The sequence below is a fragment of the Blastococcus sp. CCUG 61487 genome (assembly GCF_005222955.1).
Taxonomy (GTDB): Bacteria; Actinomycetota; Actinomycetes; order Mycobacteriales; family Geodermatophilaceae; genus Blastococcus.
Genome location: NZ_LWUA01000223.1, coordinates 90,321 through 114,744 on the forward strand (window position 1 = coordinate 90,321; position 24,424 = coordinate 114,744).

Genomic DNA, 24,424 nt, shown 5'->3' on the forward strand with positions numbered 1-24,424 from the left:
CGGCGGTCTCGGCCGGGGTGAGCGCACGCCGTCGGCTACCGTCGGCGCGCCACCCGAGGGACCTGCGGCCTCCCCATCCGCACTCGCCCGTGGCCAGGAAGAGCAGAAAGAACCCGTGGCACCCCGCACCCTTCTGGGCCCCTACCGGCAGCTGTTCACCGTCCCCGGTTCGGCCTCGTTCTCCTTCGCCGGCTGGCTCGGCCGCTTCCCCGCACCGATGCTCGGCCTCGGCTCGGTCCTCCTCGTGGAGGCCGAGTCCGACAGCTACGGCCTCGCGGGCGCCGTCGCCGGCACCCTCGCCCTCGCCTTCGCGATCGCCGGGCCGGTGTGGGCGCGGGCCATGGACCGGCGCGGCCAGGGGACGATCCTGCGCCTGGCGATGGCGTCGTTCCTGCTCACCGGGACGTCGTTCGTCGCCGTGGTCGCGGCAGGGACGCCGCGGTGGACCTGGTTCCTGCTGGCGGCCGCGACCGGGTTCAGCAGCCCCAACATCGGCTCGCTGGTACGGGCGCGGTGGTCGGCGCTGCTCGATCCCCAGCGGCGGCAGACCGCCTTCGCCTTCGAGGCGGTGGCCGACGAGGTGGTCTTCGTCCTCGGCCCGCCGCTGGTCACGCTGCTGGCCACGCTGGTCGCTCCGCCGGTCGGCTTCCTCACCGGGCTCGGCCTCGGTCTGGTCGGCGCGCTCTGGCTGGCTGCCCAGCGCGGCACCGAGCCGCCGTTGCACGGAGCCGATCCGAGCGCGCCGCAGCGCCGCCGGTCGGTGCTGACGCCGACGCTGCTGGTCGTCGTCGTCACCTACCTGGCGGTCGGCACGGTCTTCGGCGGGCTCGACGTCGTGGTGGTCGGCTTCGCCGACGAGCAGGGCGCGCAGCCGTTCGCCGGGCTGGCCCTGGCGGTCTTCGCCCTGGGTAGCCTCGTGGCCGGGCTGGTCTACGGACTGGCCCGCCTGCCCGGCACGCTGACCACGCGGTTCGTGGCGACGGCGGTCGCCTTCGGGGTGGCCGCCCAGCTGCTGTGGGGCGTCGGTTCGCTGGCGGTGCTCGTCGGCGCCGGCTTCCTCGCCGGGCTGACCATCGCGCCCGTGCTCGTCTCAGGGACGGCGCTGGTCGAGTCGCGGGCCGTCCGGGGCGGGCTCACCGAATCGCTCGCGTGGACGATCACCGGTCTCACCGTCGGGGTCACCGTCGGCTCGGCCCTGGCGGGCGCGGCAGTGGACGCGTGGGGCGCGGAGGCGGCGTTCGCGGTGCCGGCGCTGGCCGGTGGCCTGGCGGGGCTGCTCGCGCTCGCCTGCGCCGGCCTCCTGCGTGCCCAGCCGAACGACGTCCCCGAGGCGGCCGATCCGGTGGGGGGGTCGACCGCCTGAGGGACACCGCTCAGTCGGTCGTGACGAAGTCGATCAGCTCCTCGACCCGGCCGATGAGCTGCGGCTCGAGGTCAGTCCAGGTACGCACGCGGGCGAGGATGCGCTGCGCCCACACGTAGCCGGTGTCGTCCTCCCAGCCCAGCCGCGTGCAGACGCCGGTCTTCCAGTCCTCGCCCTTCGGCACGGCCGGCCAGGCCTCGATACCCACGACCGACGGCTTCACGGCCTGCCAGATGTCGATGTACGGGTGGCCGACGATCAGCGCGTGCGCGCCGGTGATCTGCTCGGCGATGCGGCTCTCCTTCGACCCGCGCACCAGGTGGTCGACCAGCACGCCGAGCCGCCGTCCCGACGCCGGCCGGAAGTCGCGCACGATCGCCGGGAGGTCGTCGACGCCGTGCAGGGGCTCGACGACGACGCCCTCGATGCGCAGGTCGTGCCCCCACACCTTCTCCACGAGCTCCGCATCGTGCTTGCCCTCGACGTAGATGCGGCCCTCGCGGGCGACGCGGGCCCGCGCCCCCGCGACGTAGGTGGAGCCCGACGCGCTGCGGGCCGGGCCGGCCGGAGCGGCCGGCCGGGGCCGGACCAGCACCACCGGCCGGCCGTCGACCCAGAAGCCCGGCCCGAGGGGGTAGCCGCGCACCCGGCCGTGCCGGTCCTCGAGGTGGACGACGTCCTTCTCGCACCGGACGACGGCGCCCACGAAGCCGGAGCTCGGGTCCTCCACCACGAGGTCCTTCTCGGCCTCGACGGACGGTGCCGGCGTGCGTCGGGTGCGGGGGTGGACGAGGTCGTCGTACGGCGAGCGGGGTGGCATCCCTCCATGCTGAGCAGCACCACTGACGGGATGCGGGCGACGCGCCGGACGACCCGCCGTCCGACGCGCCCGTCTGCTCGGAGGTCGCGCAGCGTCACCGGGTGATCGGGACGGTTGAGGCCCGCAACTCGCGGTCGCGCCCTGCAGAGCACGCCCTTTCTGAGCAGGACGGACGCGACGGGCCAGGCGCTGTCCGTGACTGCCGGTCACGGGCAGCAGCGACGGAGCGATCCCGCGCTGGGGCGTGGCGGAGCGGCCGGTTCCGTTTCGCGGCGATGGGGTCGGTCACCCAGACGGGTGACCGGAACCACCGTGCTCAGACGGGAGCTACGCCACGATGATCGGTACCGAGACTCTCGACCGCGTGATCGGCAAGGACGTCTACGACGAGGCAGGTCAGAAGATCGGCTCGGCCGGCGAGGTCTACCTCGACGACGAGACCGGCCAGCCCGAGTGGGTGACAGTCACGACCGGCATGTTCGGCACGAAGGAGTCCTTCGTGCCGATCCGCGACGCGGAGATGACCGACGACGGCCTCCGCGTACCGGTGAGCAAGGACCGCGTGAAAGACGCTCCGAAGATCGACACCGACGGGCACCTCTCCCCTCACGAGGAGGACGAGCTCTACCGCTACTACGGCATGGGCACCGGCACGTCGAACCGGATGAGCGGCATGGAGCTGGAGGACACCTCCGGCACGGGCATGGCCACCGCGGGGACGTCCAGGGACACCACCATGGGCACGGACACCAACCGGCACGGCACCGTCGGCCACGACACCTCCGGCCCCACCACCGACGACGCCATGACCCGCTCGGAGGAGCGGCTCGACGTCGGGACCCGGCGCGTGGAGACCGGCCGCGCCCGCCTGCGCAAGTACGTCGTCACGGAGAACGTGACCGAGAGCGTCCCGGTGTCCCGCGAGGAGGTCGTCGTCGAGCGCGAGCCGATCACGGACGCGAACGCCGGCGCCGCGATGGACGGCCCGGCCATCAGCGAGGAGGAGCACGAGGTCACGCTGCACGCCGAGCGCCCGATCGTGGAGAAGGAGGCCGTGCCCGTGGAGCGCGTCCGCCTGGACAAGGCGACGGTGACCGACGAGGAGCGGGTCTCGGCCGACCTCCGCAAGGAGGAGATCGAGCTCGAGGGCGGCACCGACAAGCCGCGCCGCAGGTGAGCAGTCGTCACTCGGCCAGGCAGGCGGTCAGCGCGCCGACCATCAGCGGCACGTCCAGTGCGGAGGCGACCTCCCGGCAGGAGTGCATCGCCAGCTGCGGCATCCCGATGTCGACCGTCGCGATGCCCAGCCGCATCGCGGTGAGCGGCCCGATCGTGCTGCCGCACGGCAGGTCGGCCCGCATGACGAACGACTGCACCGGCACGCCCGCCTCCGCGCACCGTTCGCGGAACCAGCCACCCGTCGTCGCGTCGGTGGCGTAGGCCTGGTTCGCGTTGAGCTTCACCACCGGCCCGCCGCCCAGCCGCGGCTGGTGGGCGGGCTCGTGGCGGTCGTACCGGGTCGGGTGCACGCCGTGCGCCATGTCGGCCGACACAAGGACTGAGCGGGCGACCGCCCGGTGCACGGCCTCCGCGTCGCCGGGGTCGGTCGCCGTCGCCAGCCGGCGGACGACGTCCTCGAGGAAGCTGCCCCGCGCGCCGGACATCGAGCCGCTGCCGACCTCCTCGTGGTCGTTGCAGACGAGCAGCTGGGTGCGCTCGCCGGCCGGCGCGTCCAGCAGGGCGAGCAGGCCCGCGTGGCAGGACGTCAGGTTGTCCAGCCGGGGGGCGGCGATCCACGTGCCGTCGGCGCCCGCGCGGGCCGCGGGCTGCGTGTCGGCCAGGACCAGGTCGTGCCCGACGACGTCGTCGGGCGCCACGCCCGCGGCCGCCGCGACGGCCTCCACGAGCCCGGGCTCCTCGCCCAGGTCGCCGTCCCACACGGGGACGAGGTGCCGCTGCGGGTCGAGGGTGAGCCCCTCCCGCACGGATCGGTCGAGGTGGATGGCCAGCGAGGGGAAGCGCAGCGGCGCCCCGGGCAGGCGCACCAGCGCGGTGCGACCGCCGCGGAGCGCGACCCGGCCGGCGACGGTGAGCTCCCGGTCCAGCCAGGTGTGCCACAGGCCGCCGCCATAGGGCTCCACACCGACCAGCCGGTACCCGGCCTGCCGGACGTCGGAGTGCGGGCGCACCGTGAACGTCGGGGAATCGGTGTGCGCGCCGACCAGGCGCATGCCGGTGTCGCCGAGGGCGCCGCTACCGAGGCGGAACGCGATCAGGCTCCCCTGCCGGACGACGAAGTGCCGACCGCCGGGGGACGGCGCCCACCGATCGGCCTCGGCCAGCTCGGTGAACCCCGCCGCGGTCAGCCGCCGGGCCAGCTCGGCCACCGCGTGTCCCGGGGACGGCGAGGCGTCGACGAAGGCGCGCAGGTCGTCGCCGAGGGCGAGGTCGTGGGAGAGGTCCGGCGTCGGCATGGGGTCATCGTGCCCGACCCGCTGCGGGCCCTGGGTGGGATGCTCCCGTCCGTGATCGCAGCGACGGCTCCGGAGCCGGCCGACCGCTACGACGTCGAGGTGGTCGGACGTGGCTGAGCCGGGCCCGCTGCTGGGCAGGGGCCGCGACGCCGACGTGTACGACCTGGGCCCCGGCCGGGTGCTGCGCCGCTACCGCGATCCGGGCGCCTCGGCCGAGCGGGAGGCGGCGGTGATGGTGCACGCCCGCGCGCACGGGCTGCCGGTGCCCGAGGTCTTCGACGTCGACGGCCCGGACCTGGTCATGGCGCGGGTCGAGGGACCGACGATGCTCGCCGCCGTCCTGCGCCGCCCCTGGACGATCACCCGGCAGGCCACCGTCCTCGCCGAGCTCCACCGAGCCGTGCACGCGGTGCCGGCGCCGGACCTGCTCGACCGGCGGACCGGCCCCGGCGACGCCCTCCTGCACCTGGACCTGCACCCCGAGAACGTGCTGCTGACGCCGTCCGGGCCGGTGATCATCGACTGGACGAACGCCGCTCGCGGCACGGCCGAGGTCGACGTCGCGGACGCCTGGCTGGTCATGTCCGCGGCCCGGGTCCCGGGGCCGGCGGTGGTCGCCGCGGCGGTGCGGGCGGCGCAGGGCGTCTTCCCCCGGCAGTTCCGCCGGGCCGCCGGCCTGGACCTGGCCGCCGCCCTGCCGACGGCGGCCGCCCGCCGGCTCGCCGACCGCAACCTCGGCGAGCAGGAGCGTCGTCGCATCCGTCGGCTCGCCGGTCTGCCACTATCTGCGCGGCCCGGGTCCCCGGAGCCGTCATGACGAGGAGAGCCATGCGCACCCGTACGTTCACCGGCCCCTGCCGTGCTGCTCAGCGCCGCTCTGCTGCTGACCGGATGCGGCGGCGATGACAGCCCGCTGGAGGGCAAGACCGGCCCGGAGGTCGCCGAGCTGGCCGCCGACGCCCTCGAGGAGGCGGGCTCGGTGCGCATGGCCGGCACCATGCTCGAGGACGGCGAGGAGATGGAGGTCGACCTCCAGCTCCAGGGCGACGACGCCGCCGGCACCATCACCGTCGACGGCACCGAGATCGAGCTGATCAGCGTCGACGGCGACGTCTACATGCTCGCCTCTCCCGACCTGCTGGCCTCCTTCGGCCTCCCCGAGGACATCGCCGCGCAGTTCGAGGGCCAGTGGATCCTCCTCCCCGCCGAGGACGCCTCCGACTTCGCCGACTTCTCGCTCAAGGGCTTCGCCGACGAGCTGCGCAACCCCGACGAGGGCGACATCAAGGAGAAGACCCGCAAGGACGAGCTGGACGGCGAGTCGGTCGTCGTCGTCGAGCAGGAGGACGGCAGCACCCTGACCGTCAAGGACGGCGACCCGGCCTACCCGCTGCAGATCACCGGCGGTGGCGAGTCCGAGGGCACGGTCACGTTCAGCGACCACGGCAAGAAGATGGACATCTCCGCGCCCGACGACGTGCTCGACCTCGAGGAGCTCATGGGGAGCTGATCCCCACTCCCGGTCGTCCACGACCGGAGCACGGACGCGACCGGCCGGGACCCCCGTGGGGTTCCGGCCGGTCGGCTCTGTAGGAAGGACCGCATGACAGTCGATCCCTCGGCGCCCGGGCCCGTCGTCGGTCTGGGCCGCGAGCGGGAGGTCCTCACCGTGGCGCTGGCCACCCACCGGCACGTCGTCCTCGAGGGGCCGCCGGGCACCGGCAAGTCCACGCTGCTGCGCTCCGTGGCCGCCGAGACCGGCCAGGACGTCGTCTTCGTGGAGGGCAACGCCGAGCTGACCCCGGCCCGGCTGGTCGGGCAGTACGACCCCGCCGGCGTGCTGGCCGGCGGCTACGTGCCCGAGAACTTCGTCGACGGGCCGTTGCTCACCGCGATGCGCGGCTCGGGGCTGCTTTACCTCGAGGAGCTCAACCGCATTCCCGAGGAGACGCTCAACGTCCTCATCACCGTGCTGACCGAGGGGGAGATCGCCGTCCCCCGGCTGGGGACGGTGCGCGCCACGTCCGGGTTCCGGCTGATCGCGGCGATGAACCCCTTCGACGCCATCGGCACCGCCCGCGTGGGGCAGGCCATCGCGGACCGGATGTGCCGGGTGGTGCTGGGCTACCAGCCCGAGGAGGCCGAGCGGGCGATCGTCGCGGGCGTCACGGGGGCCGGGTCGGCGCCGATCACGCTGGCCGTGCGGCTGGTGCGGGCCACCCGCGAGCACCGCGACCTGCGCACCGGGTCGTCGGTGCGCGGCGCCATCGACCTCGTGCTGCTGCTCGACGGGCTGCTCCTCATGCGCGGGGAGGAGCTGGCCGACGGGCGGGAGACCGCCCGGGACGCCACCCATGCCGCGCTGTCGGGCCGGATCCGGGTCACCGAGGGGGTGGAGCGCACGCCCGAGGCGGTGCTCGACGAGATCCTCGACGAGGTCTGGCCGGTCGGCTCGACCCCGCCGGACGCAGCTCCCGGCGCCCCCGAGGGCGGCCCGCTGGGCGGCGGTGGTTCGGGAAAAGCGCCGAGCCCGTCGGCTGAGGCGGGCACCGAGCAGACCACGCCGCGCCGCGACGCGGCCTCCCGCCGGGGGCCGCGCAGCACGGGGCGCCGCGAGATGCAGCTGCGGCACCAGGCGTTCGAGCAGGTCAGCCCCGAGGTCGGGGAGCTGGACGAGGACGCGTTCGCCGGCCTGATGGGCGCCGATCCCGACGCCGCGGCGGCGCTGCTCGCCGACCTGGCCACGGCCACCGACCGCGAGCTCCGCAGCGCCGCCCGCCGGCTGGCCGCGCGGGTGTTCGTCCAGGTGGGCCGGGTCGGGGCGACGCGGGCCCGTGGCACCCGGCGGCTGGTGCCGACGCGGCGCCCCGAAGGTGACCTCGACATCGACCGCACCCTGGACAGGTGGTCGGGCATCTGGCCGCCCACGGCCGAGGACCTGGTGACCCGCAACTGGACCGGCGCGCGCCGCGCGGTCTGCCTGGTGGTCGACAGGTCGGGATCGATGCAGGGGCTGGGCGTCGCGATCGCGGCGGTCGCGGCGGCCGGGGTCGTGCTGGCCGCCGACGAGCGGCTGCAGACCGGCGTCCTCACCTTCTCCGACGAGGTGGCCGTGGTGCAGCCGCTGGGCCGGCACCGCGCCGCGGAGGACGTCGTCCTGGAGCTGGTCGGTCTGCGCGGGCACGGGAAGACCGACGTGGCGCACGCGCTGCGGGCCGCCCGGCGGGAGCTCTCCCCGGCCACGGCCGACGAGCGCGTCGTCGTCCTGCTGTCGGACTGCCTGCCGACGGCGGGGGATCCGCCGGAGACGGCGCTGGCCGGGATCGACCGGCTGCACGTGCTGTGCCCGCTGCCGAGCGACGAGGCGCTGGACGCCGCCCGGCTGCTGGCCGCCCGGGGTGGCGGCCGCATGGAGCCGGTGCGCTCCCTGACAGACCTCGGGCCCGCCCTCACCCGCTTGCTGGGGTGAGGACGGGCCCGAGGGGGGTCCTGCCGGATCAGTTCCGGTCGGCGTCGGTGTAGACGATCATGCCGCGGATGTTCTTGCCGTCGCGCATGTCCTGGTAGCCCTGGTTGATGTCCTCGAGCTTGTACTTGGTCGTCGCCAGCTCGTCGAGCTTGAGCTGCCCCTCCTGGTAGAGGGAGAGGAGCTCCGGGATGGCGTTGCGCGGGGCGAGGCCACCGAAGATCGCGCCCTGCAGGTCCTTCTGCAGCAGGGTGAGCGAGAAGAGGTTGAGCTTCACGTCCATGTTGGCGGCGTGGCCCATGCCGGTGACGACGGCGCGACCACCCTTGCCGGTGACGCTGAGGGCGGCCTCGATGTCCTCGCCCTGGATGTCGCCGACGGTGATGATCGTCTTCTCGGCCATCCGGCCCCAGGTCATCTCGTTGATCGGCCCGGTGGCCTCCTCGATGCTGGCGAAGGCGTGGGTGGCGCCCATCTCCATCGCCCACTCGCGCTTCTGGGCGACCGGGTCGATGACGATGACGCGCTTGGCGCCGGCCGCGGCCGCGCCCTGGACGGAGTTCATGCCGACGCCGCCGGCGCCCATGACCACGACGTTCTCACCCGGGCGGACGTCGGCCACCTTGGTCGCCGAGCCCCAGCCGGTGGTGACGCCGCAGCCGACGAGCGCCGCGATCTCCAGCGGGATGTCGGGCTCGATGCGCACGACGGAGGCCTGGTTCACGGTGATGTACGGGGAGAACGTGCCGAGCAGGCACATCGGCGAGACGCCCTGGCCGCGGGCGGTCACCCGGTGGGTGCCGTCGGAGATCGCCTTGCCGCCCAGGAGGTGCGCGCCCAGGTCGCAGAGGTTCTGCTGCCCGCGCGAGCACGGCGGACACTGCCCGCAGGCGGGGATGAACGCGGTGACGACGTGGTCGCCCTCCTTGAGGCCGGTCACCCCGGGCCCCACCTTGGTGACGACGCCGGCGCCCTCGTGGCCGCCGAGCGACGGGAAGCCGACCGGCGTGGCGCCGGTGACGAGGTGCTCGTCGGAGTGGCACAGGCCGGACGACGCGAGTTCGACGGTGACCTCACCGGCTACCGGGTCGCCGACCTCGATCTCCTCGACGGACCACTTCTCGCCCACGCCCCACAGAATCGCGCCCTTGGTCTTCACAGATGTCCCTTCGGTCGAGACCCGCCGTCGATGGCGGGGATCGCAGCACAAGCGTGCTCCGGGCCACACTCTGGCAGGCCCCCGCCGGCCGTCAAGATCCGGGATCCCCTGCCCTGCCCGGGGCTGCAGCAACGGATAGGGCTCGACGACACTGGGCGGCGTGTCCGGACAGCCCGTGGTCGTGGTGGGCGCCGGGCCGGTGGGGCTGACGGCGGCGCTGCTGCTCGCCCGCCGGGGGCTGGAGGTGCTCGTGCTCGAGCGGCACCGCACGCCCTACCTCCTCCCGCGGGCCGTGCACCTCGACGACGAGGTGTTCCGGCTCCTGCAGGACGCCGGGGTCGCCGACGACCTCGCCCCGCGGACCCGTCCGCTCGAGGGCCTGCGGCTGCTCGACGCCGGGCGCCGGGTGCTGGCCGAGTTCCGGCGGGACGCCACGGCCGGGAGCAACGGCTGGCCGCAGGGCGCGCTGGTGCACCAACCCGACCTGGAGGAGGTGCTGGGCGCCGCCGTGGCCCGTACGCCCCGGATCGACCTGTGCCGCGGCGCCGAGGTCACGGGGCTGGTGCAGGACGGCGCCGGGGTCACGGTCTCCGTCCGCGACCGCGACGGTGGGGCGGACCGGTCCGTCCAGGCGGCCGCGGTGCTCGGCTGCGACGGCGCGAACAGCACCGTGCGGGAGCTGATCGGGGCGCGCATGCGCGATCTCGGGCCCGCCGACCGATGGCTGGTGCTCGACGTCCGGTCGCCCGTGCCGCTGCCGCTGTGGCCGGGGGTGCACCAGGTCTGCGATCCGCGGCGCGCGGCCACCTTCATGCCGGTGACCGGCGACCGCTACCGCTGGGAGTTCCGGCTGGCGCCGGGGGAGGCGGCGGCGGACCTCACCTCGACCGCCGCGCTGCGCGCGCTCATGACTCCGGTCGACCCGGCGGCGCTGGAGATCGTGCGCGCCGCGGAGTACACGTTCAGGGCACAGGTCGCCGACCGCTGGCGGGCCGGGCGGGTGCTGCTGGCGGGGGATGCCGCGCACCTCACCCCACCGTTCGTGGGCCAGGGCCTGGGGCTGGGCCTGCGCGACGTGCACCAGCTGAGCTGGAAGCTCGCGGCGGTGCTCTCCGGTGAGGCGGACGAGGGACTGCTCGACAGCTACCGGGCGGAGCGGGAGCCGCACGCCCGCGCGCTGATCCGGCTCGCCCTGCTCCTGGGCCGGCTGATGACCGGCGGCGGGCGCAGCGCGTCCGTGCTGAGGCGGGGAGTGCTCGCCGTCGTCCGGCGGATCCCGGCGGTGGCCCGACTGGCCACCGACAGCCGGACCCCGCCGCTGCGCGGGCCTCTGGTGGACCGCCGGGGCCGGGCGGGCCGGCGGTTGGCCGGCACCCTGGTCCCGCAGCCCTGGGTCACCGTCGACGGCGCACGCTGCCGGCTCGACGACGTCCTCGGCGACGGCAAGGCGACGCTGACCGCCGACCTCGTGGTCCGCCGGGCCGACGGGCGAGAGGTGCAGGTCGAGGACCCGAGTGGTGTCCTGCGCCCATGGATGCACGGTGCCGACGCCGTGGACGTCCGACCCGACCGCATCGTCCGCTCCGCCCGCTGATCGGACGAGCTGGGACCATCCGTCCATGCGGAACGGACGGCAGGACTCCCCGGACGAGCTGGACATGTCACCGCGGGCGGTGGCGCGACGCGTGCGCCGGGCGGCGTCCGGCGGGCCGATCCCTGCGGACCCGGACGAGCGCGCGGCGGCGTACGACCTCGCGCTCGAGCAGCAGCACGTCCTCGAGCGGCAGCGCTACTGGGCGCCGGCGCTCTTCGTGCTGACAGCCCTGCTGGCGGCGGGCGTGGCGGCCACGGGCGCCACGTGGGTGTGGTTGACGGTCCCGCTGTGGCTCGCCCTCGCGATCGGTCATCCGATCCTGCGGGCGCAGGCCCGAGCGCGGGCCGCCGTCCTCGGCCCCGGCGGGCCGCCCGCCTGATCGGCCGGTGGCCGGCTCCCGCGCCGCGGGAGACGCTGGGTGCGGACCCGCAGAGCGCGGGCCCGACAGGCATCCCAGGAGGCAGCACCATGGCCGAACGGTTCACGGGCAAGGTCGCGTTCATCACCGGCGCGGCGCGCGGACAGGGGCGGGCGCACGCCGTGCGGCTGGCCCGGGAAGGGCCGACATCCTCGCTCTGGACGTCGCCGGCCCGCTGCCGGACGGCGTCCCCTACGACCCGGCGACGCCGGACGACCTCGCCGAGACCGCGAAGCAGGTGGAGGCGCTGGACCGGCGGATCCTGACCCACCAGAGCGACGTCCGGGACCTCGACGGCATGAAGGCGTTCGTCGAGCGGGGCGTGACCGAGCTCGGCCGGCTGGACGCGGTCGTGGCCAACGCCGGCATCTGCATGCGGCAGACGTGGGACGAGATCACGCCGCAGAACTTCAGGGACACCATCGACATCAACGTCGTCGGCGTCTGGAACACCGTCATGGCGAGCGCGCCGCACATGATCGCGGGCGGCAACGGTGGTGCGATCGTGCTGACCAGCTCCTACGCCGGCAAGAAGATGCAGCCGTTCATGATCCACTACACGACGAGCAAGCACGCCATCACGGGCATGACCCGCGCCTTCGCCGCGGAGCTCGGCAAGCACGGCATCCGGGTGAACTCGCTGCACCCCGGCGGGGTCGCCACCCCGATGGGCGGCGGCGACATGATGGGCGCGATCGAGCGCACCAACGCCAGCAACCCCAAGCTCGCCCAGATGGGGACGACGTTCATCGAGCCGGCCTGGGGCGAGCCCGAGGAGATGGCCGACGCCGTGGCGTTCCTGCTCTCCGGCGAGGCCCGCTTCATCACCGCCGAGCACCTCTCGGTGGACGGCGGGATGCAGTATTTCTAGAAGGACCCCCTCGACCCCCGGCCCGCGCTCCGCTCGGGCCGGGGCCCTGCGAGGGGGCCGCTCCAGTACGTCACCGCGGGGGCCCTGCCGGGAACCCCGCAGTCGGGCGCTCAGACCTCCCGGGCCCGGCGGCGGGCCGGCGAGGTGTGCACCAGGGCGTTGTTGACCGCGACCCGGCTCAGGCCGTTCTCGAAGTCCGCGGGCAGCGCCAGGTCGTCCCGGCTGAAGCCGTCGATCGAGGGGTGCCCCAGCCCGACCATCGCCGAGCCGAGCCCGTCGCGGAGCAGGTCGAGCACGTTCTCCACGCCGGCCTGCCCGTTCGCCGCGAGGCCCCACAGGTAGGCCCGGCCGATCATCACGGCCTTGGCGCCGAGCGCGAGAGCCTTGGCGACGTCGCCACCGCGGCGGATCCCGCCGTCGAGCAGGACCTCGACCTGGTCGCCGACGGCCTCGGCGATCGAGGGCAGGGAGCGGATCGAGGCCGGGGTGCCGTCGAGGTTGTTCCCGCCGTGGTTGGACACCGAGATCGCCGTCACGCCGGCGTCGATGGCGCGCTTGGCGTCGTCGACGTGCATGACGCCCTTGAGCATGAAGGGGCCGTCCCACTGCTCGCGCATCCAGGCGACGTCGTCCCAGGTCGGCATCGGGGTCTGGTTCCACATGCCGTAGGCGCCGAAGAACGTGGGCGCCGGTTCACCCGGGTTGGCCACCATGTTCGGCACGGTGAGGTCGGGGATGCTCAGGGTCTTGGCGAACTGCCACGCCCACTTGGGCTTGGTGATCACCTGGGGGGCGTACCGACGCGCGGCCTCGAAGTTGATCTTCTCGGGGATGAACGGGCTGCCCCAGTCGCGGCCGTAGGCGAAGGACCAGTCGAGGGTGGCGATCAGCCCCTTGGCGCCTGCGCGCTTGGCCCGCTCCATGCGGGCGAGCATCTCGTCCCGGGTGCCGACCCAGTACATCTGGAAGAACGTCTGGGGGTTGGCGGCGATGACCTCCTCGATCGGCTTGCTGCCGAAGCTGGACAGGCCCATCGCGGTGCCACGGTTGGCGGCGGCGCGCGCGACCGCGACCTCGCCGTCGGGGTGGACGGCCTGGACGCCCGTGGGGCTGATCAGGATGGGCATGGAGATCTCCTGGCCCATCACCGTCGTCGCCATCTGCCGCTCGTTGCTCAGCCCCGCGCTGTGCGGCCGGAAACCGATCTCGGCGAAGGCGGCGAGATTGTCCTCGACCGTCACACCGCGCTCGGACCCGGCCACGAGCGCGCCGTACACGCCCTTGGGCAGCCGCTTCTTCGCGCGTCGCTGCGCCTCTGCCACTGACTCGAACCAGGGGTTGGCCATGTCGCACTCCTCATCACTCGCTCGTCGGACCGGCGTCGCAGCTACCGGTGGCACTGAGTGCCACGCTACCCGGTGAGACCCATACCACTCACAATCACGAGCAACCGGGGATCATTCCCCGTTTTGGCTACCATCGGGGTCGTGACCAGCACACGAGCACCTCGGGCGGATGCGCGACGCAATCGCGCCGCGCTGCTCCGTGCGGCGGCCGAGGTGCTGGGGCGGCGCGGGCTGGACGCCCCGCTGGATCAGATCGCCTCGACCGCGGGCGTCGGAAACGCCACGCTCTACCGGCACTTCCCCACGCGACACGACCTCGTGCAGGCGGTCTTCGCCGACCAGATGACCCGGTACGTCCACGCCGCGGAGTGCGCGCTGGCCGAGCCGGACCCCTGGACGGGCCTCCGCGGCCTGCTCGTGGAGATCTGCGCGCTGCAGGCCGAGAACCGCGCCCTGGCCGATCTCGTGGTGTCCGCCGAGTACCCCGACGACACCCGGCCGGCCGTCGTCGATGCCCTGCGCGAGCTCCTCGACCGGGCGCGGGACGCCGGGCGGCTGCGCGCCGACTTCGCGGTCGAGGACGTCGCGCTGCTCCTGATGGCCAACGCCGGCGTCGTCCGGCACATCGACGGGCCGGCGACGCCCGCCTCCGCCCGGCTCGTGGCCCTCCTGCTGGACGGCCTCGCCGCCGAGGCGGCAACCCCGGGGCCGCCGCCTCCCGACCCGGCCACCGTCTCGCGGGCGCTCTCCGGGCGCACCCGCCCGTAGGCGGGCGTCAGTCGTCCAGGGCGGGGAAACCCCTGGCCAGCTCGTCGAGGGCGAGCCGCAGCTGCGCCACGAGCGACGAGCGCTCGTCGGCCAGCCACGCCTCGAACGCCGTCGTGGCCGCCGCCCGCGTGCTCGCCGCGACCAGGCGCGGCAGCAGCTCCTGCGCGGTGCCGCCGGTGCGCGCGGCGACGTACCGGGCGACCGCGCGGTCCACCTCGGCGAAGCGCAGCTGGGAGTGCGCGAGCAGCGCCGGCTCCGTGAGGATCAGCTGCATGCGCTCGCGCAGCAAGTGCAGCTGCGACTCCGGGTAGGAGTTCACCTCCACGTAGGCCGCGCACACCGATGCCATCACCGGCTGCGCCGGATCGCTGCCGGCCAGCAGCGCCTCCAGCCGGGCGACGTGTCCGGCGAAGTCACCCCACACCGCATCGGCCTTCGTCGCGAAGTAACGGAAGAACGTGCGCCGGCTGATCCCCGCGGCGTCGGCCACCTCGTCGCTGGTGACGCGCTCGAAGCCGCGCAGGGTGAACAGGTCGAGCGCCGCCCGCTCGACGCGGGCGCGCGTCGACTCGGCCGGTAGGCCGGGTGGCGCCGCTCCCGCCGTGGTCACGGCCGCATTCTGCCGCGCCCGCCTGCCGCCCCCCCCCGGTTTGCCCACCCCCGCTCGGTGTCATTAGCCTCGGCTGCATCCGTCCGTGACCGCGATCACCAGGGAGTACGCCATGGCTGACACCACCACCGTCGACACCGCCGAGGCCCCCGCCGCCGAGGAGGTCGTGGTCGAGGAGTCGCTGGTCGAGGAGGTCTCGATCGACGGCATGTGCGGCGTCTACTGAGCGAACCGGCATCCCTGTGACCGCGGCTGCGTCCCCGGCCGACGTCGCGTTCGACCCGTCCCGGCCCTGGCAGCGTGCCCGCTCGGTCGCGCTGCGGCCGGAGCCGTTCGGCGCGCTCGTCTACCACTTCGGCAACCGGAAGCTGTCCTTCCTGAAGTCGAAGACGCTGGTCGCCGTCGTCGAGGCGCTCGCCGACCATCCCACCGCCACCGCGGCCCTCGCCGCCTGCGGCGTGACCGAGGCCCAGCGGCCTGCGTACGAGAAGGCGCTGGGCGACCTGGCGCGCTCGCAGATGATCGAAAGTCGGGAGATCCCGTGACCGCCGTCCTGCCGTCCCGTCCGTCCGTTCCCGAGCGCCCCACCGGTGGCCGGCTGATCGACCAATTCGAGTACGGCCTCGACGCGCCGATCTGCCTGACCTGGGAGCTCACCTACGCGTGCAACCTGGCGTGCGCGCACTGCCTGTCCTCGTCGGGACGGCGGGACCCGCGCGAGCTCTCCACCGCCGAGGCCGAGGCGGTCATCGACGAGCTGCAGCGGATGCAGGTCTTCTACGTCAACGTCGGTGGCGGCGAGCCGACGGTCCGGCCGGACTTCTGGCACCTGCTCGACTACGCGATCGCCCACGACGTGGGCGTCAAGTTCTCCACCAACGGCATCAAGCTGGACAAGACCCGGGCCGCCCAGCTGGCCCGCACCGACTACGTCGACGTGCAGATCTCCCTGGACGGCGCGACGGCCGAGGTGAACGACCGCGTCCGCGGCACCGGCTCCTACGCCACCGCGATCCGGGCGCTGGAGAACCTGGCCGAGGCCGGGATGAAGGACTTCAAGGTCTCCGTCGTCGTCACCCGCGAGAACGCAGGCCAGCTCGACGAGTTCAAGGCCCTCACCGACTCCTTCGGCGCGCAGCTGCGGATCACCCGGCTGCGCCCCTCGGGCCGCGGAGCGGACGTCTGGGACGAGCTGCACCCCACCCAGGCCCAGCAGCGCGAGCTCTACACCTGGCTGCTCGCCAACGGCGACAACGTGCTCACCGGCGACTCGTTCTTCCACCTCTCCGCCTTCGGCGAGGCCCTCCCGGGGCTGAACCTCTGCGGAGCCGGGCGCGTGGTCTGCCTGATCGACCCGGTCGGTGACGTCTACGCCTGCCCGTTCGCCATCCACGAGAACTTCCTCGCCGGGAACGTGCGCGACGGGGGCGGCTTCCAGCGGGTGTGGCAGCAGTCCGAGCTCTTCGCCGACCTGCGCAACCCGCAGACCGGCGGCGCCTGCACCAAGTGCGCCCACTTCGACGCCTGCCGCGGCGGCTGCATGGCGGCCAAGTTCTTCACCGGCCTCCCGCTGGACGGCCCGGACCCCGAGTGCGTGCAGGGCTACGGCGAGACCGCGCTGGCCGCGCGCGACGCCGCACTGGTCACCCCGCGCAGCCACATCGACCACTCGCACACCGGCCCGGTGCGCGGGCAGCCCACGCTGCTCGGCATGCCGTCGATCCCGGCGAAGCCCTGCGACGAGTCCCCGTTGGCGGGGGTGCAGCTCAGCTAGGCCCCCGACCTCTCGCCGCCTCCTCAGACGTCTCGGCCGCGCCCGTGGCCGGGTGCAGTACCGGTCACCACACCGAGGGGGCTCGTCATGGGCATGCTCGAGGGCAGGGTCGCCTTCATCACCGGCGTCGCGCGGGGGCAGGGCCGCAGTCACGCCGTCCGGCTCGCGCAGGAGGGCGCCGACATCATCGGCGTCGACATCTCCACGGGGGTCGGCTCGGTCGGGTATCCGCTCGCCACCGCCGAGGACCTGGCGGAGACGGTCCGGCAGGTGGAGGCGCTCGACCGCCGGATCGTCGCCACCGAGGCCGACGTCCGGGACACCGCCGCGCTGAAGGCGGCGCTAGTCCGGGGGGTCGCCGAACTGGGGCGCCTCGACATCGTCCTGGCCAACGCCGGGATCGCCAGCTTCGCGCCGATCGAGGACATCTCCGACGAGATGTGGGACGACATGATCGGCATCAACCTCACCGGGGTCTTCAAGACCGTCCGGGCCGCCGTTCCGCACCTCAAGGCGCACGGCGAGGGCGGCTCGATCGTGCTGACCAGCTCCACCTCCGGCATCAAGGGGCTGGCGAACCTGGCGCACTACGTCGCGGCCAAGCACGGCGTCGTCGGGCTGGTGAAGACCTTCGCCAACGAGCTGGCGCCGCACATGATCCGGGTCAACTCCATCCACCCCACCTCGGTGGACACCGACATGATCCACAACCTGGAGACCTACGCGACGTTCCGCCCGGACAAGCCCGCCGACCAGGTCACCCGGGACGACGTCGCGGAGTCGTTCCAGCAGCTGAACGCGATGCCGGTGAAGTGGGTCGAGGCGGTGGACATCTCCAACGCCATCGTCTTCCTCTGCTCCGACATGGGCCGCTACCGGCCCTCGACCGACCGGCCCCCCGGTGGAAGCCGCTGCGTCGCAAGCCCAAGCAGTTGACCGAGGAGCCCTCGCTGTTCGAGCCGTCGGGGTCGGGCGCCGGAGGTCTCGTGCTCACCGCCGGCGACCGCACCCGCGGCCGCCAGGCACTCGGCCGTCCGGGCACGACCGCCCCCGGTGAGTCCGACGAACCGGCCGAGGTGATCGCCCTGGCGGACCTCGACGCCGAAGCCGACGCCGCCGAGGCGACCACCCGGCAGCGCGCCCGCGAGATCGCCCAGCGCCTGGCGGTGCCCACGCCGCGGCGGGAACGCGCAGCCCGGCGGGCCGTCGGGAAGCTGGCGAGCCTGCCGTACCAGGGCTCGGCCGACGAGCTCGACCTGGACCGCACGCTGGAGAAGCTGGCCGGCAAGCCCTTCCCGGAGGACGAGGACGTCGTCGTCCGCGAGCGGATCCGCCAGCGCCGGTCGGTGGTGCTCGTCGTCGACGTCTCCGGCTCCTTGAAGGGCGAGCGGGTGCGGACGGCGGCCGCCGCCGTCGGCGCCCTCGCCGGCGAGCTCGCCCACGACCAGCTGGCCGTGGTGGACTTCTGGTCCGACGCCGCCGTCCTCGCCCGGCTGGGCGAGCCGGTCGAGCCGTTGCAGATCCTCGACACGCTGCTGCGGGTGCCCGCCCAGGGGCTGACCAACGTCTCCTTCGCCCTCGAGGTCGCCGGCCGGCAGCTGGCCGGCGTCCCGCCGCGGGACGCGGGGGTCCTGCTGCTCTCCGACGCCGTCCACAACGCCGGCCCCGACCCGCGCCCGGTGGCCGCGCGGCTGCCCCGGCTGGACGTCCTGCTGGACGTGTCGGGAGAGGTCGACCGCGATCTCGGCCGCAACCTCGCGCAGGCCGGCCGGGGCCTGATCCGGCCGATCCGCGGCCACCGCGACGTCGCGGCCGCGCTGAGCGCCGTCTTCTCCGACTGATCGCGGTCCACCTCGTACGGGGGAGCCCGAGCCGCACGCCTCCAGAGACGCGCCCGATCAGCCGATGGCCGTCGGGTGACCCTCCTCGACCGCCTGCGGGAGCGCGCTGCCCGCACGCTGCCCGAGGGCCGATCCCTGCCCGAGGACGTCTGGGAGCGCCGGCACCGCGCCATCGTGCGGCTCTGCCTGGTCGCCGCCGGCGTGCTGGGCCTCGTCGCCTGGCTGACCGGAGGCGGTCAGCCCGCCGTCGTCGGCGTGCTGGCCGTGGTGGCCGGGCCGGCCGCCCTGGCCGCGGTCCCGCAGGTCGGTCGCCGGGGCCGCGAGGCCGCCACGACGCTCAGCCTCATGACCGCCTCCGCCGTGCTCGTCCACCTGTGGAGCGGGGTCACCGAGGCGCACTTCGTCTTCTTCGTGATGATCGGCGTCGTCTCGCTGTACCAGAACTGGGTCCCGTTCGGGATCGCGCTGGTCGTCGTCGTCCTGCACCACGGCGTCGTCGGCACCGTCTACCCGCATGCGGTCTTCGGCCACACCGGCGCCCACGAGCCGTGGCTGTGGGCGGGGATCCACGCCGCCTTCGTGCTCGCCGCGAGCATCGCCCACCTCGCCTCGTGGCGGCTCAACGAGGACCAGGTGCTCAGCGACTCGCTCACCGGGCTGGCCAACCGCACGATGCTCGAGGAGATCACCCACCGGCTGCTGCACCGCGGCGGCGCGGTGAGCGTGCTGTTCATCGACCTCGACGACTTCAAGGCCGTCAACGACAGCCGCGGCCATGCCGTCGGCGACGCGCTGCTGCTCGTCCTCGCCGAGCGGTTGCGCGGCGTCGTGCGGCCCGGCGACGTCGTGGCCCGCATCGGCGGCGACGAGTTCGCCGTGGTGGTCGACGGCGGAGCCGACGTCGCCCGCGCGGTCGCCGAGCGGGCGCTCGCGGTGCTGGCCCTCCCCGTGCCGCTCGACGACGGGACCGTCACGGTTTCCGCCAGCGTCGGCGTCGCCGCGACCGCCGACTCGGGGGACCGCGCCGCCGGCACCCTGCTCCGCAACGCCGACCTGGCCATGTACCTGGCCAAGGCCCAGGGCAAGGACCGCCTGGTGGTCTACGCCGACGGCATGGCCGAGGAGGCCCGCCGCCGCGCCGAGCTGGCCCAGGACCTGACCGTCGCGGTCGCGGCCGGCGAGCTGCGCGTGCACTACCAGCCGACCGTGCGGCTCGCGGACGGCCGGACCACCGGCTTCGAGGCGCTGGTGCGCTGGGAGCACCCCGAGCGGGGGCTGGTGCCGCCGGGTGAGTTCATCCCGCTGGCCGAGGAGACCGGCGCGATCGTCGACATCGGCCGCTGGGTGCTGCGCGAGGCCCTGCGCCAGGGCGCGGAGTGGACCGCCGCCTCCGGGACGCCGTTGCGCATGGCGGTCAACCTCTCGCCGCGCCAGCTGCAGGGCCGGGACGTGACCGCGGAGGTCGTCGCGGCGCTGGAGGAGACCGGCTTCCCCGCCCAGCAGCTGACCCTGGAGGTCACCGAGGGCGTCCTGGTCCGGGACGTCGACGCCGTCGTGGCCCAGCTCGAGGCGCTGCGCGCCCTGGGCATCCGCATCGCGATCGACGACTTCGGCACCGGCTTCTCCGGGCTGTCCTACCTGCGGCACCTGCCCGCGGACATCATCAAGATCGACCGCAGCTTCGTCATGGACCTCCCCAGCGGCCGCTCCGCGGTCACGCTCATCACCTCGATCGTCGAGCTGGCCCGCACCCTGGGTCTCGACGTCGTCGCGGAGGGCGTGGAGACCGAGGAGCAGCGGCTGGCCCTGGCCGAGCTGCAGTGCGCGTCCGCCCAGGGCTACCTGTTCGCCCGCCCGGAGCCGGCCGACCGGGCAGGTGCCCGGCTCGGCGGCGGCCCGGTCGAGGTGCCTCGGCAGCCCGGCCCACCCGCGATCGAGCGGGCGGAGCACGCCGGCCGGAGCTGAGCTCCGGTCAGAGGTCGACCTTCTCGTTCTCGCCGGCGTCGATCCGTTCCCCCGTCGCCTTGGCCTTCACGAAGCTGAACGCGGTGGAGAGGCGGCCGCCGGGGGAGTTCCAGTACTCCGCGGACTCCCCGGTCACGTGGATCAGCACGACGCCCGGATCGTCGGGGCCCTGCGGGAACCACGCCTCGACGGCGCTGTTCCACAGGTCCCGCTTCTTCGCGGCGTCCGCCACGATCCGGGCCGTACCGGTGAGCGAGACCCAGGTGCCGCCCGAGCCGACGCCCACGTTGACCTGCGGCGACCTCGCGACGTGCGCCACCGGGTGCGAGTCGCGCTCGGCGAAGAACCACAGGTCGCCGTCGAACTCCACCTCCTGCAGCGTCATGGGGCGGCTGGTCAGCTTCCCCTCGGGCGTGGTCGTCGTCAGGAAGCCGAATCGCTGACCCTTGATCAGCTCGGCGACCTTGCGGGTGTCCTCGGCACTCATGGACCCGCACTGCCCACGCCGACGCTCGCCGACACCCTCAGCGCCCGGCCACGTAGCGCCACGCGCCGTCCTCGCGGGCGAAGCGGCTGTCCTCCTGCTGCTCGCCCGGGACGCCGTCGCGCACGTAGGACGCCCGGAACCGCACGGTGCCCTCAGCGGTGAGCAGGCCCCCGCCGGTCGTGTCCAGCACGTCCAGGCCCGTCCAGCGCACCTCCGGGTCGAGGTCGAGCGTGCGCGGCCTGGTCGTCGAGTGCCACGTGGACAGCAGGTACGCCGGGTCGCCGACGACGAAGGCGCTGTACCGGGACCGCATGAGCTGCTCCGCGGTCGCCGCGGCCCGGCTCCCCGCGTGCAGCGGGCCGCAGCACTCGGCGTAGGGCAGGCCGGTTCCGCACGGGCAGCGTCGGGGAGTCACGAGCACAGTGTCCGTCGGCGCCGGTGCTCCGGGTGCCCCGGTGCCGGTGCCTAAGCTGCGCCGGTGACCGAGCTCGCCGCCGCCGTCTGGCCGCGGATCCCGGAAGGCGCGCTGCTGGTGGTGCCGCTGGGCTCGGTGGAGCAGCACGGCCACCACCTGCCGCTGGCCACCGACACCGCCGTCGCCGTCGCGACCGCCCGGGCCGCGCTCCCCGAGCTGACCGGTGCGGTGCTCGCCCCCGCGCTGCCGTACGGGGCCAGCGGCGAGCACGAGGGCTTCCCCGGCACCGTGTCGATCGGCACGGCAGCGCTGACCACGGTGCTGGTCGAGTACGGCCGCTCGGCCTGCCGCTGGGCGGGGCGCGTGCTGGTGGTCAACGGCCACGGCGGCAACGTCGACGCGCTGCGGGCCGCGGTGCCGCTGCTGCGCGCCGAGGGGCGGGACGCCGCCTGGTTCGCCTGCGGCGTGCCCGGCGGCGACGCGCACGCCGGCCGCACCGAGACGTCGCTGATGTTGCACGTGGAACCTGCTGAGGTCCGTGGGGACGACGCCGTGGCCGGGGAGACGGCGCCCCTGGCCCGGCTGCTGCCCCGGCTGCGCGCCGAGGGAGTGCGCGGGGTGAGCCCGACCGGTGTCCTGGGCGATCCGTCGGGCGCGTCCGCCGCCGAGGGCGCGGAGCTGCTGGGGGCCATGACGGCCCGCCTGGTCGCGGCGGTGCGCGGCTGGGACGTCGACGCCGCCGGGCGGCTCACGAGCTGAGCCGCCCGGCGGCGGTCCGGTGTCGGTCCGGCGTCAGGCCAGGGCGTCGGCGAACAGCGGCACGGTGGTCTCCAGCGCGTACAGGATGCCGGGGGCGGTGCCGATCGAGAACGCGCTGGCCAGCACCTCGTCGTCGAGGACGACGACGCGGCCTTCCTGCACCGACGGCAGCGTCAGCCACAGCGGGTTCGAGGTGAACTCGGAGGCCGCCACGTAGATCGGGAACGCCACCGTGAGGTCGGCGTCGAGCAGGGAGACCTCCTCCTCGCTCACGTCCACCGCGAAGTCGCCGTCGGCCTGCTCCTGGATGGCCGGCTTGTTCACGAAGCCGAGCGACTCCATGAAGTCCACCCGGGCGTCACCGCGGACGTAGGCGCCGAAGCCCTCCGAGGTGAAGGCCGCCACGGCGACCTCCGTGCCGTCGAACTCCGGGTGCTCGGCGGCGGCGTCGGCGAACGCCTGCGCCACCTCGTCGGCGATCTCCGCGGCCTCGTCGCTGCGGCCCAGCGCCTGCCCGACCAGCTCGAGCTGCTCGTCCCAGGTCGTCTGCCACGGGTCGACGCCTTCGGGCATGCCGACGGTGGGCGCGATCTGGCTGAGCAGCTCGTAGCGCTCCTCCGTGCCGTCGGACTTGGTGTCGAGGATGAGGTCCGGCTCCAGCGCCGCGATCGCCTCGAAGCTCGGCTCCATCGTCCCGATGATCTCCGGGGCCTCGTCGTACAGACCCTCGGACCAGGGGCCGACGCCCTCGCCGCCGAACTCCAGCCAGTCGCTGGCGCCGACCGGCTGGACGCCCAGCGCCAGCGCGGTCTCCGCGTCACCCCAGCCGAGGGCCACCACCCGGGTCGGCTCCTCCTCGATCTCGACGTCGCCGAACTGGGTCGTGATCGTCACCGGGAAGGCGCCCGACGAGCCGCCCCCGCCGGACGAGCTGCTGCCGCCGTCGTCGTCGGAGCCGCAGCCGGTGACGACGAGGGCGGCGACGGCGAGCAGGGCGGCACCGCGGAAGGAGGTGCCGCGGAAGGGGGTGCGGGAAGACATCGGGTTCTCCTCGGAAGTCAGGTGAGGCGAACCTAAGCACACGCCGGGCCGCCGGTGCTCTGCGCCCGCCCTCGTGGCCCGGACCGGAGGCGGTCCCGGCCGCGCAGGCACACTGCCCGGATGGACGACCGTCTGCCGGACGGCTTCGCCGTCCGCCTCGACCCGCGCGTGCGCCGGCGGGACGGCGGCCTGTCGCTGCTGGGCGGCTCCCCGCTGCGGCTGCTCCGACTCGCGCCCAAGGCGCACCGGCTGCTGGCCGGGAACCGCCTGGTCGTCCGCGACGGCGCCACGGCCGGGCTGGCCCGTCGGCTGCTCGACGCCGGGATCGCCCATCCCGACCTGCCGCCCGCCGAGGCGAGCCCGGCCGACGTGACGGTCGTCGTCCCGATCAAGGACCGGCCCCGCGAGCTCGCCCGGCTGCTGGCCGCGCTGCGGTCGGACCCGGCCACCGCGGGGTTGCCGGTCGTCGTCGTGGACGACGGCTCGGCGGTCCCCGTGCATGCGGACGGGGTGACGGTCCTGCGGCACGACGTCGCGCGCGGTCCCGCGGCGGCACGGAACGCCGGCGCGCGGGCGGCCCGGACGCCGGAGGTGGCGTTCCTGGACTCCGACTGCGTGCCGCGCCCCGGCTGGTTGGCCGCGCTCGTGCCGCACCTCGCCGACCCCGCGCTGGCGATGGTCGCGCCGCGGATCGTCGGGCTGCCGGGCGGAGGGTGGCTGCACGCCTACGACGCGGTGGCCGGCGCGCTCGACATGGGTGAGCGGCCGGCACCGGTCCGGCCGCTGTCGGGCGTCTCGTACGTGCCCAGCGCGGCGCTGCTGTGCCGCCGGTCGGCCCTCGGCCTCGCGGGCGGAGCCGACGGCGGCGGTTTCGACGACGGCGGGTTCGACGAAGCCATGCGGGTCGCCGAGGACGTCGACCTGGTGTGGCGGCTGACCGCGGCCGGCTGGCGGGTGCGCTACGAGCCTGCGGCCGAGGTGGCCCACGAACACCCGACCGGAACCGCCGAGTGGGTGCGGCGCCGAGCCTTCTACGGCACCGGAGCCGCGCTGCTCGCCGCTCGCCACGGGGCGCTGGTCGCGCCGCTGGTGATCGCCCCGGACGTCGCCGCGGCCGCGTTGTTCGCGGTCGGGGGCGGACGGACCGGGCGGGCAGCGGCCACCGGGCTGCTGGCCCTGCGGGCCGTCCGCCTGGCGCGGCGGCTGACCCGGCCGGGGGAGTGGCCACCGGTGGCCCTGGCCGCCGCGCTGAC

General features: G+C 74.4%; 25 protein-coding genes. 17 read left to right on the forward strand and 8 right to left on the reverse strand.

Annotated features, from left to right (window positions below; all coding sequences use genetic code 11):
- Positions 1 to 115: 115 nt before the first annotated feature.
- Entirely contained in the window at positions 116 to 1,363 is a 1,248-nt protein-coding gene (locus A6V29_RS11885) for an MFS transporter (protein WP_137160483.1), read from the forward strand.
- 10 nt (positions 1,364 to 1,373) lie between these two features.
- On the opposite strand, the gene A6V29_RS11890 is transcribed toward A6V29_RS11885, so the two are convergent.
- Positions 1,374 to 2,183, reverse strand: a complete 810-nt coding sequence (locus A6V29_RS11890) for a DUF3097 domain-containing protein (RefSeq protein WP_137160484.1) — start codon at positions 2,181 to 2,183, stop codon at positions 1,374 to 1,376.
- A gap of 337 nt (positions 2,184 to 2,520) precedes the next feature.
- On the opposite strand from A6V29_RS11890, the gene A6V29_RS11895 reads away from it, so the two are divergent.
- The gene (locus A6V29_RS11895) at positions 2,521 to 3,360 is read left to right on the forward strand and encodes a DUF2382 domain-containing protein (protein ID WP_137160485.1); all 840 of its coding nucleotides are present in this window, start codon (positions 2,521 to 2,523) and stop codon (positions 3,358 to 3,360) included.
- Positions 3,361 to 3,367: 7 nt separating this feature from the next.
- On the opposite strand, the gene A6V29_RS11900 is transcribed toward A6V29_RS11895, so the two are convergent.
- The gene (locus A6V29_RS11900) at positions 3,368 to 4,657 is read right to left on the reverse strand and encodes a M18 family aminopeptidase (RefSeq protein ID WP_137160486.1); all 1,290 of its coding nucleotides are present in this window, start codon (positions 4,655 to 4,657) and stop codon (positions 3,368 to 3,370) included.
- 109 nt (positions 4,658 to 4,766) lie between these two features.
- Here A6V29_RS11900 and A6V29_RS11905 point away from each other — a divergent pair, with 109 nt between their 5' ends.
- The 3 genes from A6V29_RS11905 to A6V29_RS11915 all read left to right on the forward strand — a co-directional run bounded on the left by A6V29_RS11905 (position 4,767) and on the right by A6V29_RS11915 (position 8,126).
- Positions 4,767 to 5,474 (forward strand): phosphotransferase, encoded by a 708-nt coding sequence (locus A6V29_RS11905; protein WP_212719304.1) that lies wholly within the window; start codon positions 4,767 to 4,769, stop codon positions 5,472 to 5,474.
- Positions 5,475 to 5,516: 42 nt separating this feature from the next.
- The gene (locus A6V29_RS11910) at positions 5,517 to 6,167 is read left to right on the forward strand and encodes a hypothetical protein (protein ID WP_137160487.1); all 651 of its coding nucleotides are present in this window, start codon (positions 5,517 to 5,519) and stop codon (positions 6,165 to 6,167) included.
- A gap of 93 nt (positions 6,168 to 6,260) precedes the next feature.
- Positions 6,261 to 8,126 carry an AAA family ATPase gene (locus A6V29_RS11915; protein WP_137160488.1) on the forward strand — a complete coding sequence of 622 codons (1,866 nt, stop codon included), beginning with the start codon at positions 6,261 to 6,263 and terminating at the stop codon, positions 8,124 to 8,126.
- 28 nt (positions 8,127 to 8,154) lie between these two features.
- Here A6V29_RS11915 and A6V29_RS11920 read toward each other — a convergent pair whose 3' ends face one another.
- Positions 8,155 to 9,282 (reverse strand): NDMA-dependent alcohol dehydrogenase, encoded by a 1,128-nt coding sequence (locus A6V29_RS11920; protein WP_137160489.1) that lies wholly within the window; start codon positions 9,280 to 9,282, stop codon positions 8,155 to 8,157.
- A 160-nt stretch (positions 9,283 to 9,442) separates the two neighbouring features.
- Between A6V29_RS11920 and A6V29_RS11925 the strand changes: the two genes are divergently transcribed.
- The 3 genes from A6V29_RS11925 (at position 9,443) to A6V29_RS11935 (ending at position 12,165) form a co-directional block, all read left to right on the forward strand.
- Entirely contained in the window at positions 9,443 to 10,876 is a 1,434-nt protein-coding gene (locus A6V29_RS11925) for a bifunctional 3-(3-hydroxy-phenyl)propionate/3-hydroxycinnamic acid hydroxylase (RefSeq protein ID WP_137160490.1), read from the forward strand.
- A 25-nt stretch (positions 10,877 to 10,901) separates the two neighbouring features.
- Entirely contained in the window at positions 10,902 to 11,255 is a 354-nt protein-coding gene (locus A6V29_RS11930; protein ID WP_137160491.1) for a hypothetical protein, read from the forward strand.
- A 277-nt stretch (positions 11,256 to 11,532) separates the two neighbouring features.
- On the forward strand, positions 11,533 to 12,165 hold the full coding sequence (locus tag A6V29_RS11935; protein ID WP_249933186.1) for an SDR family oxidoreductase: 633 nt from the start codon (positions 11,533 to 11,535) through the stop codon (positions 12,163 to 12,165).
- Positions 12,166 to 12,275: 110 nt separating this feature from the next.
- Here A6V29_RS11935 and mftD read toward each other — a convergent pair whose 3' ends face one another.
- Complete coding sequence (gene mftD / locus A6V29_RS11940; protein ID WP_137160492.1) at positions 12,276 to 13,511, reverse strand: pre-mycofactocin synthase MftD; 1,236 nt, start codon at positions 13,509 to 13,511, stop codon at positions 12,276 to 12,278.
- Positions 13,512 to 13,652: 141 nt separating this feature from the next.
- On the opposite strand from mftD, the gene A6V29_RS11945 reads away from it, so the two are divergent.
- Positions 13,653 to 14,279 (forward strand): TetR/AcrR family transcriptional regulator, encoded by a 627-nt coding sequence (locus tag A6V29_RS11945; RefSeq protein WP_212719307.1) that lies wholly within the window; start codon positions 13,653 to 13,655, stop codon positions 14,277 to 14,279.
- 7 nt (positions 14,280 to 14,286) lie between these two features.
- Here A6V29_RS11945 and mftR read toward each other — a convergent pair whose 3' ends face one another.
- Positions 14,287 to 14,889: a mycofactocin system transcriptional regulator MftR gene (gene mftR, locus A6V29_RS11950; RefSeq protein ID WP_137160493.1), complete on the reverse strand. Its 603-nt coding sequence runs from the start codon at positions 14,887 to 14,889 to the stop codon at positions 14,287 to 14,289.
- A gap of 112 nt (positions 14,890 to 15,001) precedes the next feature.
- Between mftR and mftA the strand changes: the two genes are divergently transcribed.
- From mftA to A6V29_RS11980, 6 genes are all read left to right on the forward strand, one after another.
- A complete protein-coding gene (gene mftA, locus A6V29_RS11955; protein WP_137160494.1) occupies positions 15,002 to 15,115 on the forward strand; it encodes a mycofactocin precursor MftA in 114 nt (37 codons plus the stop codon).
- A gap of 16 nt (positions 15,116 to 15,131) precedes the next feature.
- Positions 15,132 to 15,434: a mycofactocin biosynthesis chaperone MftB gene (gene mftB, locus A6V29_RS11960; protein WP_137160495.1), complete on the forward strand. Its 303-nt coding sequence runs from the start codon at positions 15,132 to 15,134 to the stop codon at positions 15,432 to 15,434.
- On the forward strand, positions 15,431 to 16,663 hold the full coding sequence (gene mftC / locus A6V29_RS11965; protein WP_137160496.1) for a mycofactocin radical SAM maturase: 1,233 nt from the start codon (positions 15,431 to 15,433) through the stop codon (positions 16,661 to 16,663). The genes mftB and mftC overlap by 4 nt, the downstream gene beginning before the upstream one ends.
- A gap of 87 nt (positions 16,664 to 16,750) precedes the next feature.
- On the forward strand, positions 16,751 to 17,599 hold the full coding sequence (locus A6V29_RS11970; protein WP_137160497.1) for a mycofactocin-coupled SDR family oxidoreductase: 849 nt from the start codon (positions 16,751 to 16,753) through the stop codon (positions 17,597 to 17,599).
- Positions 17,596 to 18,504 (forward strand): vWA domain-containing protein, encoded by a 909-nt coding sequence (locus tag A6V29_RS11975; RefSeq protein ID WP_249933187.1) that lies wholly within the window; start codon positions 17,596 to 17,598, stop codon positions 18,502 to 18,504. Before A6V29_RS11970 ends, A6V29_RS11975 begins: the two co-directional genes overlap by 4 nt.
- Before the next feature lie 75 nt (positions 18,505 to 18,579).
- Positions 18,580 to 20,469 carry a putative bifunctional diguanylate cyclase/phosphodiesterase gene (locus tag A6V29_RS11980; protein WP_249933188.1) on the forward strand — a complete coding sequence of 630 codons (1,890 nt, stop codon included), beginning with the start codon at positions 18,580 to 18,582 and terminating at the stop codon, positions 20,467 to 20,469.
- Between the two features lie 7 nt (positions 20,470 to 20,476).
- On the opposite strand, the gene A6V29_RS11985 is transcribed toward A6V29_RS11980, so the two are convergent.
- Positions 20,477 to 20,956, reverse strand: a complete 480-nt coding sequence (locus tag A6V29_RS11985; RefSeq protein WP_137160498.1) for a pyridoxamine 5'-phosphate oxidase family protein — start codon at positions 20,954 to 20,956, stop codon at positions 20,477 to 20,479.
- 37 nt (positions 20,957 to 20,993) lie between these two features.
- Positions 20,994 to 21,371, reverse strand: a complete 378-nt coding sequence (locus A6V29_RS11990) for a YchJ family protein (RefSeq protein ID WP_137160499.1) — start codon at positions 21,369 to 21,371, stop codon at positions 20,994 to 20,996.
- Between the two features lie 63 nt (positions 21,372 to 21,434).
- On the opposite strand from A6V29_RS11990, the gene mftE reads away from it, so the two are divergent.
- A complete protein-coding gene (gene mftE, locus A6V29_RS11995) occupies positions 21,435 to 22,130 on the forward strand; it encodes a mycofactocin biosynthesis peptidyl-dipeptidase MftE (protein WP_137160500.1) in 696 nt (231 codons plus the stop codon).
- A 33-nt stretch (positions 22,131 to 22,163) separates the two neighbouring features.
- On the opposite strand, the gene A6V29_RS12000 is transcribed toward mftE, so the two are convergent.
- On the reverse strand, positions 22,164 to 23,171 hold the full coding sequence (locus A6V29_RS12000) for an iron-siderophore ABC transporter substrate-binding protein (RefSeq protein WP_137160501.1): 1,008 nt from the start codon (positions 23,169 to 23,171) through the stop codon (positions 22,164 to 22,166).
- A 120-nt stretch (positions 23,172 to 23,291) separates the two neighbouring features.
- Here A6V29_RS12000 and mftF point away from each other — a divergent pair.
- Positions 23,292 to 24,424, forward strand: a 1,133-nt coding sequence (mftF, locus tag A6V29_RS12005) for a mycofactocin biosynthesis glycosyltransferase MftF (RefSeq protein ID WP_137160502.1), incomplete at its 3' end; no start/stop codon positions are given.

Excerpts from the sequence above, each read along its gene's own strand:
- A6V29_RS11915 (WP_137160488.1), top strand. The coding sequence starts at position 6,261 with ATGACAGTCGATCCCTCGGCGCCCGGGCCCGTCGTCGGTCTGGGCCGC.
- mftD (WP_137160492.1), bottom strand. The coding sequence starts at position 13,511 with ATGGCCAACCCCTGGTTCGAGTCAGTGGCAGAGGCGCAGCGACGCGCG.
- A6V29_RS11890 (WP_137160484.1), bottom strand. The coding sequence starts at position 2,183 with ATGCCACCCCGCTCGCCGTACGACGACCTCGTCCACCCCCGCACCCGA.
- A6V29_RS11895 (WP_137160485.1), top strand. The coding sequence starts at position 2,521 with ATGATCGGTACCGAGACTCTCGACCGCGTGATCGGCAAGGACGTCTAC.
- A6V29_RS11985 (WP_137160498.1), bottom strand. The coding sequence starts at position 20,956 with ATGAGTGCCGAGGACACCCGCAAGGTCGCCGAGCTGATCAAGGGTCAG.
- A6V29_RS12000 (WP_137160501.1), bottom strand. The coding sequence starts at position 23,171 with ATGTCTTCCCGCACCCCCTTCCGCGGCACCTCCTTCCGCGGTGCCGCC.
- A6V29_RS11930 (WP_137160491.1), top strand. The coding sequence starts at position 10,902 with ATGCGGAACGGACGGCAGGACTCCCCGGACGAGCTGGACATGTCACCG.
- mftA (WP_137160494.1), top strand. The coding sequence starts at position 15,002 with ATGGCTGACACCACCACCGTCGACACCGCCGAGGCCCCCGCCGCCGAG.
- A6V29_RS11970 (WP_137160497.1), top strand. The coding sequence starts at position 16,751 with ATGGGCATGCTCGAGGGCAGGGTCGCCTTCATCACCGGCGTCGCGCGG.
- A6V29_RS11900 (WP_137160486.1), bottom strand. The coding sequence starts at position 4,657 with ATGCCGACGCCGGACCTCTCCCACGACCTCGCCCTCGGCGACGACCTG.